This is a genomic window from Halomonas sp. AOP43-A1-21, from assembly GCF_052376775.1.
Taxonomy (GTDB): domain Bacteria; phylum Pseudomonadota; class Gammaproteobacteria; order Pseudomonadales; family Halomonadaceae; genus Vreelandella; species Vreelandella colorata.
In genome coordinates this window covers 1-8,206 of record NZ_JBQSWC010000059.1, presented here as the reverse complement: position 1 = coordinate 8,206, position 8,206 = coordinate 1, and the positions used below count along the sequence as shown (strand labels likewise).

Sequence of the window (8,206 nt, the reverse complement as noted above, 5' to 3'; positions counted from 1 at the left end):
CCCGTTGCGGGCTTTTTTCATTTTGATTGACGGACAGTTTACGGACAAAGTGGGAACAACCCGCCACGCTGTGGATAGAGTGTCTATTAGGAACCTGAAACCGTCTATTAGGAACCGTTTCGCCGTCTATTAGGAACCGGTATCCGTCTATTAGGAACCGGCATTGCGCGTAATTCATTGAATTAAAAGAGTAAATTTCCTTCTTTTTACGCTAAATCTTTTAAAACTATATATAAAACTGTTTAAAACCCTTTTGCCTGTGCATAAGTCGATGGCCCCCATCCGTTAGTTCGGAACTCCTATTGGTGCGAAATCGCGCCACGATCCAAAAGCGTGGCCCCTGCGGGGTTCCCACCGCTTCGCGGCAGCTCCCCTCCCTCATGAAAGGCGTTCGCTCCGCCCCAAGGCGCTGGCCGAGCTTGCTGCCGTGGGTTGGAGGCTGGACGAGTACGCTAAGGGCAAATGGGAAACGGGCGACCCAAGGCATCCGACCGTAACGCTGCTCCCCCTGTTTAATGGCACCTCACCCCCTATTTAACAGTACCCAACCCCCTGCTTAACGGCACCCGGCCAGTTTCTGAAAACCCAGCAACGGCGGGCCTTTGCGGGCCGTTCGCAAATTCCATCCAAGATTCTCTAAGAATCTCCAGCATGCGCGCTAAGCGCCGCGCCTTGATGGCGCAGCTCATCGCTTGCTGCTCTTGGTCGGCCTACGGCCGTTGGGCACCAAAAAAAGGTAGGGCGGGCCTGCCGTCGTCGACGCGGTTAGTTCCGTCGATTACCCACCGGTCGCAGCACCTGGTCGAGCCGTTGAAACCGGCAAAAAGACATCAGGCACCAAAAAGGGAAGGGCAGGGCCAAAACCCACATAAGGCCTCTAACGGCCTGCGAAAGCGTTCCAGAATCCTTCCCGTATAGGTCGTGGCGGCGTTTTTTCAGTGTCGGAATGGGGTTATGGCTATCATGTGTGAAAACTTCTCACAGCGCGATACACGCCGTTTTTGCGGTGTGTAATAGACGGCTGCCCCCACTGACCCTGTGCCCCGTGTATCGGGGTTATCTTCACAGGGGCGGCTGCCCCTACTTTGAAACGAGTGTCAGGCTTCGCAGGCGGCCCGGAGAGCCGTTTTCAGAGGGGGCTAGAGTTGTGGTGGCGGGGAGGACCATAAAAGCGCTTACGCTGTCATTACAGCCGATTTGCGAGACGTAGGGCCGGATCGGCCGGAGCCTTTCTTTTGGTGCCCATAAAAAAGCCCTGCACTTGGCAGGGCGGGCGAGATCATTTGCGGCGCTGCTGGCGCTCCCTTAGTGCTTGTTCGGACATGATGGCCATGCGCAGTTGCTCTATCATCACCACCTGATGTTTGCTTCCGAACAGGGGCAGGCGGTTGATGGACTGCGCCGCCCCAAACAGGCCATTAGCAGCCTTAAAGCGATAACGGTTCATGCGTTGCTCTCGTGGTTCCAGCCACCGCGCAAACGCATCGAGTTGCGGCCCATAGCCCCGCGAGCGCAGGTATTCGCGCAGCAAGTACATGCCGAAGGCGGCAGCGAAGGCCACCACGCAAAAAATCAGATATTCAATCATTGGTCAGTCTCCGGTGCATTGGCCGCCTTGGCAGCAGTTGATTGGGTTTCATCGCTCTGGCGGTTCCCAACAGCTATTGGCGCGTCAGCCTTAGCCACCGCTTCCGCTGACATGCCGGGCACCTTCATGCGAGCAAGGGTGCCGGGGATTGGTTTGCTATACGGGTTCATGCCTCACCTTCCTGTTTCGGGTTGTTGGATTTCTCCACGCCGTTCGGCTGAGCCGGGGCGGCGGACGGTTCTTGTGCGGGACGAATAACGTTTGTTTCTTCGGCAACATCCGCGGATACACCGCTGTTAGCTGGACGTTTTTCGTCACCCTCATCGCTGTCAGGCATTTGCGGTGGGGGGCCGCCGCCCATGCTCGCCGCGCCTTCCATACCCGGCACAGAGATAGCGGCGAGCGTCCCGAGGCCGCGGGCGGCCACACTAGCCAAGTTGTTCGCGCCGGAGGCCGCTTTTTTCAGTGTTTGCGCCGCCTGCTGCGGCCCACTCAGACCACTGCTGCGCGGAGTGTCGCTCTGGCTGTTGATGCCGCTACCTGACGGCGATTTGCCCGCCTGCGAGCCACCGACGCGAGAACCGGCTAACTGAGCTGCTGCGCTACCGCCCGTTGCCGTTCCTGTGGTCGCCGCACTGTTCATGGACGGCATGGCGGACGCTGCGGGGTTCTGCTGGCCACCGGCCATGCTGGCATTGATGCTGTCGGCCAGTCCACTGCCAGCGCCACCACCAGAACCGCCGCCCAAAGCACCCGCAGCACCACCGGCCGCGTTTGCGCCGCCCGCCATCATGGTGCCTGCCGCCAAGCCAGTAGCCGCCGCAGCGGCCGCCATTGCCATGCCGCCGATCGCACTGCCTCCCCCAAATGATGAGCCGGTGATCATGCCCGCAATCAGCTCCGGGATAGACCGAGACAGATAGGCGCACACCAAGGACAGGCCCAATAGTGTCAATGTTGGCCCAATAGTGCCGTCGTAGTTGGCGAACCACCTGTCCGATACGGACATAATCAGGCCGACAATCAAGGTCAGGACGAACAGCTTAGCGCCTACCGCAACGGCATAGCGAAGCGGGGCTATTGCAAATTCCCGTGTCCATTGTGAGCCGCCGAAACCGATGAACAGCACGGCCGCATTGATAATCACATACGACTCGACAAGCGTAACGAACATAAACGCGGCGATGAACGCGAAGCACAGCAAAATGATGACGCCGGATAGCGCAATCACAACCGCAGTTTCGAGGTCAAACAACGAAATGTTCGACAGGACTTTTTGTGCCAATTTGATAGCTAAGGTGAACACGTCACCGGGCATCAACTCCTGCGCAAACCCGGAGGCTTGCGATCCCGCTTCGCGGAAGCTGTTCACGATAGCCGTGCTCCACTCTGTGGAGTACGTCAGCAAGGCAAGGAAAAAGCCTATCGTCATGACGAACTTGATCAGCTCGCGGAACATTTCGCCAACATCGGCGCTTTGCCAAATCAGGTTGCCGAACGTCCAAACAAACTGAATCCCAGCGAGCAGGAACAGCAAGTTTCTGGCATAGCCCTGCAACTTTGGCCCCCACTGAGCAGACGCATTATGAATGTCTGTTAGCAGCCCGTTCATCTCCACATTACTTTGTAAACCGGCGGCCATTGCACTCCCGGTCATCAACAGCATGGCTATCCCGACGCAACTTAGAAAGAGTGGTCTACTCATAATCAAAACCCCTTCGACGGGCCGGGTTCGTCTTTCCCTTCCCAGAACTTTTTGGTAGCCGCCGCTTTTTGCTTCTGTGAAGCCGAACATTCTTCGCCCGAAGAAATGACGACGCTAGTCATTACGGCCCCACCCACAGCAGAACCGAGACACAACACCAAAAGAAGAATCTTAGAAATCGTCATAATCAAAACCCCTTGGATGGGCCGGGAGTGTCTGTACCTCCCCAGAACCTTTCACTGGCCGCGTCCTTCACGGCTTCCTGTTCGGTTTGTTTGGCCATGTAGTTGCCTTGCAGGGTGATTTGCGTGGCCACCAGATCGCGCAGTTTCTGGAGCTGCTGCACGTTCTGCGCCGCAATCTCGTTCCCGGCTTGAATGGCCTGCTGACGGCCAACGGCCGACTGCGAACGGCTCACCAACTGATCCAGCATCGCGTTCTCATCCTCGAATGTGCTCGTATTTACGCCAGCGGCCTGCATGGCCGTGCGGGCGTTATCGAAGCCGGATTGTGCCCAGTCCCGATAGCGCTGCGGCATGTTGTTTTGCCCTTGGCCAATCGAGTTCAGATAGCTGTCATAGCCCTTGAACTGCTGGCGAAACTGTTCGTCCAGATTGCTGATGTTGCGGCCGAGCGACTGCGCCGAGTTGTAGACGCTGGCCACGCGCTGAAGGTCGCCAGTGATGGTGTTGAACATGCGGCTGGGCAGTGACATGCCCTGCTTAATCATGTTGTCGTACTGCTGGATCTGCGTCTGCAACTGCTGGGCCGTGTTCAGTTGCGTGTTGACCGCTTCGGCGTACTCGTACATCTGCTGATAGAACGTCGAGCAGTTCGAGCAGTAGATGGCATAGGCCGGAGCCGGTGCCATGTAGAGACTTACACCAAGGCCTGCGTTTGCCATTGCAAGAGCGAGCGCCGCGCCTCGACCGAATTTTCGGGCGGCATGAGCCGACATTTTTTGCGATTCTAGTTCCATACCGAATGCCTCGTTTTGTCATCGTCCGAGATTTGATTATTGACCGATATGGAGCAGTTTTAAATATGCGGATAATCTCGTATCCGCATAGAATTCAACGGTTTATGTCCGTAACTGTCCGTCAAGCTTCCCGCGATTGGTGTTCAAAACTATGATTTTGAACGCGTTTTTCATGACGAGCGGAACGAGCTTGGTTGTCCGTTTTGATACGTTTTGCGGACAAAAAAAAGCCCACCGAAGTGAGCTTTTGATAGGGCAGTGCGCGGCGTCAGTGGGCAGCGTAATAGGGATTCTGTGCGCGATAGAGGTCACGCTCCGGTTCAGGAATGTGTAGCGTTTCAAGGTGCCAATCTTCGAGTGAAGAAGCCAGCTCGGCCGCTATGCGCTGGGCTTCCATAACGCTGTTGCTAGGCCGCCCACTGGCTCGACCGAGGCAGGCTTGCAGTTCGTTGAGTTGATTGGCCAATGCGCTGATGCGGTGAGCTGTCTTCATGATCAATTCCCCTTGCTGATCCTTTCCACGATTCTGTCGAATTCTTCCCGGACCTGATCGTCCGTAAGCTTAAGATTAACCAATCCTGACTTTATTGCAATTCTTCCGATTCTTTCTGCTGCCTCATTGTCGAGTTTTGCCAATCTGGCTTTCGCCATTTCAAGCTCTGAAAGGGCATCAGAACGGCGCTCTGCGAGGGTTTTTCGTGCCATGATTACTCCGTTGTTTCTTGATGATCGAGTTTCGAAAAAAAGCGCGTAAACGGAGGCTATGTTCTCACCCGAGTCGAGCAATTTACAAGACTTAGATTTGGCTGGCCTAGCTGATGGCCTCTCAAAGCCCCCTCCTTTTGGTGTCAGTTTGGTGTCAGTCCGTCCCTGATGCTCATGAACTCAGTCGGAAACGCGTTTTTATGCGAATGTATGCGATTCTATGCGATTAGAAGAATTGATTAATGCGATGCTACGCGAATGTATGCGAATTAGCGCGAATGTACGCGATTACGCCATATTTTACTGGCCATTCTGCTCCAGTCGCATAGAATCGCATGAAGCAGTACGGCAAGATGTGTGTTGTACCGGTACGGGCAAGCCCGCACCAGTCCAACACCGCCCCTTACTCACCTGCGGTTCGACGGCATCTTGCTCTGCGAGGCTGTCAGTCGCTCCGCGACATTTACACCAAAGAGGAAAGGCTTATGGCCGGTGAAAATGCGATTGAGGCTATCAAGCCGCATTCGCGTGGGACACGTCCACGGCGGGAGCGAATTGAGGTTTGGGTCAGCATTGATGAGAAAAAAGAGTTAGCCGAAAGGGCCGATCAGGCGGGGTTGTCGAATGCCGCTTTCCTTCGCGCTGTTGGGCTGAATCTGCCTATAGGTTCACGGGCCGATTTGGAAGCTGTCCGCCAGTTGGCAAAGGTGAATGGCGACCTCGGCCGGGTGGCCGGATTGCTGAAATTGTGGCTCGCTGAGAAACGCGGTCAGGGCGCGCGACCGATTGACGTAGAAGCGATGATGATGGATTTCCGCGCAATCCAAGAGGACATGCGGGCGCTCATGGGGAGGATTTCCAAATGATCGCACATCGCATCAACCGTGAACGCAAGGCCTCAAGCCCAGCCCGGTTAATCAAGTATATGGTGGCGGCCAAGGGCGGCATTGACCCGACGAGCTGGGAGCGCACGGCCGATTACATTCTGGATTCCGCCAATGGCACGACCGAGGGCGAGAAGGTCGCCAGCTACCGCGTTACCAACTGCGGCACGGATGATCCGGCAGATGCCGCAATCTTGATCCAAGCCACGCAAGCGGCTAACACCAGGTCGAAGGCGGAAAAGACCTACCACTTTGTCTATTCCTTCCCGCCCGGCGAGCAGCCAGACCTTGAGACGCTGCACGCCATCGAAGACGAACTATGCGCTGCCATCGGCCTCGATGAGCACCAGCGTGTATCAGCGGTTCATATCGACACCGATAACCTGCATGTGCATGTGGCCATCAACAAGGTTCACCCGACCGGGTTACAGAACATTGAACCCTATTACGATCAGTTCCGCCTGATGGAGGCCTGTGAGCGTCTTGAGGTAGAGCACGGCTTGCAAACAACGTTTCATGGTCTGGAGGCAAAGCAGCGGCATCAGAACCGCGACATTGAGCTGTTGCCAGCGAAAGCCCCAGAGCAGCGCGACAGCCTATTCCGTGAACACCTTAGAAACGCTTACGACCTCAGCATATCGAAGCCTCCTGAAGCCAAAACCCTGAACGGGTTGCGCAAGCTGTCCGATACCCGTCTACAGAGACAGTCAGCAGATAAAGCGGAGCCAGTCCGCATCGGCGCGAAGGTGGCCAGCGTGGAGGCGCAGTCCGGCATCGAGACGCTGACCGGGTACGCGGCCTGCGAGCTGGCCCCGGCGATGCGACAGGCGACGAGCTGGCAGGAGCTGCACGGCGCAGCGGCCGAACACGGCCTAGAGGTTCGCCAGCGCGGCGCTGGCCTTGTCATCGGCGAGCCAGATTCAGGCATTTGGGCGAAGGCCAGCAACGTCGGCCGCGACCTTTCCATGAAGGCCCTAACTGACCGTCTTGGCCCGTTCCAGCCTTCCGAACGGCAGGCCGAGGCGAAGGCGAACCGCAAGCGGTACGAGCCACGACCCCGGCGGCCGGATAACCCGACGACAGCGGGCCTGTTCAATCAGTACCAGCGCGAGCGACAGGCGGCCATTCTGGCCCGCCGTCAGGGCCTCGACCAGATCAAGCGCGAGAGTGCAGCTTTCAATGCGCAGGTTAAGCAGTGGAGCCAGACAGAGCGAATGCTTTTGAAGGTCGCGGGCAAGGGGCCGACCAAACGCCTGATGTACGGCACTATCAAACAGCAGGCCGACGCCTCGCGCCAAAAGAACCGGCAGAGCGCAGACGCTCGCCGTCAGGCGCTGTTCAAACAGACGACGATGCCCACTTGGGCCGACTGGCTGACGCAGCAGGCCGAGCGCGGCAACGCCGAGGCGCTGGCCGTGCTGCGCGACCGCGAGGAACGGACACGCCGCTGGAACGGGGAGCTACTGACCGCCGACCGGGCCGACAAGGCCAAGGCTGTTGTTCTCGACAAGCTCAAGCCCAAGGCCCGGAAAGACGGGACGATGGCGTACAGTACCATCGACGGCGGCATGGTGATCGACCGGAAGACGCACGTTCAGGCGCAGAAAGCCACGACCGGCGCGGCACTGGTTGCGCTCGAACTGGCGTCCAAGCGGTTCGAGGGCCAAGCCCTCATCGTGGAAGGCACAGACGAGTTCCGGCTTGAAGTCGCCCAGCTCGCCGGTATGCACGGCCTTAAGGTCACGTTCACCGATCCGGCGATGGAGCGTATGCGCCGCGAGACGGCCGAGCATAAGGAAATGGAGAAGGCCTTTCAGACCGAGGTATACGCTCCGAAGGACACCAAAAAGGGAGAGGCGAGCGATATGCCAGGCGTGGCCCCACAGCGTAGGCAGATGCAACCGAAGGACCGCTCTAATGGACTGATATAGCTGAAAACATCGTTCAATGACTCGTCAGAAAGTAGGTTGTCCTGCGTTATTGGCACTGTTCTATGCTGACGAGGCATTATCCCATAAAGTGTATGGGTTGAATCTTGGAAAGAATAATTAGTAGGAGCTTTAATGCATCTAATAATGCTCGATACATGTGTTTGGCTTGATATTTCGTCTCAAAAAGCTGAATTGCCGATGCTTACTGCCATAGAACATCTGGTGCAGGATGGGAGTATCAAAATACTACTGCCCGATCTGATACGTGCCGAGTACGAACGAAATAAAGATAGGGTGATTGGGTAATGACTCCAACTTATTGATAGTGTTTTATGTTCAGATAATGCCCGATGACTTTGTCATGCAGCTCCACCGATTTTGAGAACGACAGCGACTTCCGTCCCAGCCGTGCCG

General features: G+C 56.6%; 12 protein-coding genes. 4 read left to right on the top strand and 8 right to left on the bottom strand.

The window, feature by feature from the left end:
* Positions 1 to 301 precede the first annotated feature (301 nt).
* The gene (gene repC / locus ACT3R7_RS20185) at positions 302 to 538 is read left to right on the top strand and encodes a replication protein C, IncQ-type (protein ID WP_185752975.1); all 237 of its coding nucleotides are present in this window, start codon (positions 302 to 304) and stop codon (positions 536 to 538) included.
* Between the two features lie 741 nt (positions 539 to 1,279).
* Here repC and ACT3R7_RS20180 read toward each other — a convergent pair.
* From ACT3R7_RS20180 to ACT3R7_RS20150, 7 genes are all read right to left on the bottom strand, one after another.
* Positions 1,280 to 1,588 carry a hypothetical protein gene (locus ACT3R7_RS20180; protein ID WP_001297325.1) on the bottom strand — a complete coding sequence of 103 codons (309 nt, stop codon included), beginning with the start codon at positions 1,586 to 1,588 and terminating at the stop codon, positions 1,280 to 1,282.
* On the bottom strand, positions 1,585 to 1,758 hold the full coding sequence (locus tag ACT3R7_RS20175) for a hypothetical protein (protein WP_001565726.1): 174 nt from the start codon (positions 1,756 to 1,758) through the stop codon (positions 1,585 to 1,587). The genes ACT3R7_RS20180 and ACT3R7_RS20175 overlap by 4 nt, the downstream gene beginning before the upstream one ends.
* Positions 1,755 to 3,254 carry a P-type conjugative transfer protein TrbL gene (gene trbL, locus ACT3R7_RS20170; RefSeq protein WP_193092894.1) on the bottom strand — a complete coding sequence of 500 codons (1,500 nt, stop codon included), beginning with the start codon at positions 3,252 to 3,254 and terminating at the stop codon, positions 1,755 to 1,757. Before trbL ends, ACT3R7_RS20175 begins: the two co-directional genes overlap by 4 nt.
* A 41-nt stretch (positions 3,255 to 3,295) precedes the next feature.
* Positions 3,296 to 3,478, bottom strand: coding sequence for a hypothetical protein (locus ACT3R7_RS20165; protein ID WP_001565722.1), 183 nt, complete (start codon positions 3,476 to 3,478; stop codon positions 3,296 to 3,298).
* Between the two features lie 2 nt (positions 3,479 to 3,480).
* Positions 3,481 to 4,272, bottom strand: coding sequence for a P-type conjugative transfer protein TrbJ (trbJ, locus tag ACT3R7_RS20160; RefSeq protein WP_193092895.1), 792 nt, complete (start codon positions 4,270 to 4,272; stop codon positions 3,481 to 3,483).
* A gap of 268 nt (positions 4,273 to 4,540) precedes the next feature.
* Positions 4,541 to 4,765: a hypothetical protein gene (locus ACT3R7_RS20155; protein ID WP_001565720.1), complete on the bottom strand. Its 225-nt coding sequence runs from the start codon at positions 4,763 to 4,765 to the stop codon at positions 4,541 to 4,543.
* A 2-nt stretch (positions 4,766 to 4,767) separates the two neighbouring features.
* On the bottom strand, positions 4,768 to 4,977 hold the full coding sequence (locus tag ACT3R7_RS20150; protein WP_193092896.1) for a TraC family protein: 210 nt from the start codon (positions 4,975 to 4,977) through the stop codon (positions 4,768 to 4,770).
* 485 nt (positions 4,978 to 5,462) lie between these two features.
* Between ACT3R7_RS20150 and ACT3R7_RS20145 the strand changes: the two genes are divergently transcribed.
* The 3 genes from ACT3R7_RS20145 (at position 5,463) to ACT3R7_RS20135 (ending at position 8,098) form a co-directional block, all read left to right on the top strand.
* A complete protein-coding gene (locus ACT3R7_RS20145) occupies positions 5,463 to 5,843 on the top strand; it encodes a plasmid mobilization protein (RefSeq protein ID WP_000896705.1) in 381 nt (126 codons plus the stop codon).
* On the top strand, positions 5,840 to 7,792 hold the full coding sequence (traI, locus tag ACT3R7_RS20140) for a TraI/MobA(P) family conjugative relaxase (RefSeq protein ID WP_193092897.1): 1,953 nt from the start codon (positions 5,840 to 5,842) through the stop codon (positions 7,790 to 7,792). The genes ACT3R7_RS20145 and traI overlap by 4 nt, the downstream gene beginning before the upstream one ends.
* A 132-nt stretch (positions 7,793 to 7,924) precedes the next feature.
* Complete coding sequence (locus tag ACT3R7_RS20135) at positions 7,925 to 8,098, top strand: PIN domain-containing protein (protein WP_496199421.1); 174 nt, start codon at positions 7,925 to 7,927, stop codon at positions 8,096 to 8,098.
* Between the two features lie 10 nt (positions 8,099 to 8,108).
* On the opposite strand, the gene ACT3R7_RS20130 is transcribed toward ACT3R7_RS20135, so the two are convergent.
* A partial coding sequence (locus ACT3R7_RS20130; RefSeq protein WP_000851394.1) for an IS1 family transposase occupies positions 8,109 to 8,206 on the bottom strand: 98 nt, incomplete at its 5' end.

Excerpts from the sequence above, each read along its gene's own strand:
- ACT3R7_RS20155 (WP_001565720.1), bottom strand. The coding sequence starts at position 4,765 with ATGAAGACAGCTCACCGCATCAGCGCATTGGCCAATCAACTCAACGAA.
- ACT3R7_RS20150 (WP_193092896.1), bottom strand. The coding sequence starts at position 4,977 with ATGGCACGAAAAACCCTCGCAGAGCGCCGTTCTGATGCCCTTTCAGAG.
- ACT3R7_RS20165 (WP_001565722.1), bottom strand. The coding sequence starts at position 3,478 with ATGACGATTTCTAAGATTCTTCTTTTGGTGTTGTGTCTCGGTTCTGCT.
- ACT3R7_RS20175 (WP_001565726.1), bottom strand. The coding sequence starts at position 1,758 with ATGAACCCGTATAGCAAACCAATCCCCGGCACCCTTGCTCGCATGAAG.
- trbL (WP_193092894.1), bottom strand. The coding sequence starts at position 3,254 with ATGCTGTTGATGACCGGGAGTGCAATGGCCGCCGGTTTACAAAGTAAT.
- ACT3R7_RS20180 (WP_001297325.1), bottom strand. The coding sequence starts at position 1,588 with ATGATTGAATATCTGATTTTTTGCGTGGTGGCCTTCGCTGCCGCCTTC.
- traI (WP_193092897.1), top strand. The coding sequence starts at position 5,840 with ATGATCGCACATCGCATCAACCGTGAACGCAAGGCCTCAAGCCCAGCC.
- trbJ (WP_193092895.1), bottom strand. The coding sequence starts at position 4,272 with ATGGAACTAGAATCGCAAAAAATGTCGGCTCATGCCGCCCGAAAATTC.
- ACT3R7_RS20135 (WP_496199421.1), top strand. The coding sequence starts at position 7,925 with ATGCATCTAATAATGCTCGATACATGTGTTTGGCTTGATATTTCGTCT.
- ACT3R7_RS20145 (WP_000896705.1), top strand. The coding sequence starts at position 5,463 with ATGGCCGGTGAAAATGCGATTGAGGCTATCAAGCCGCATTCGCGTGGG.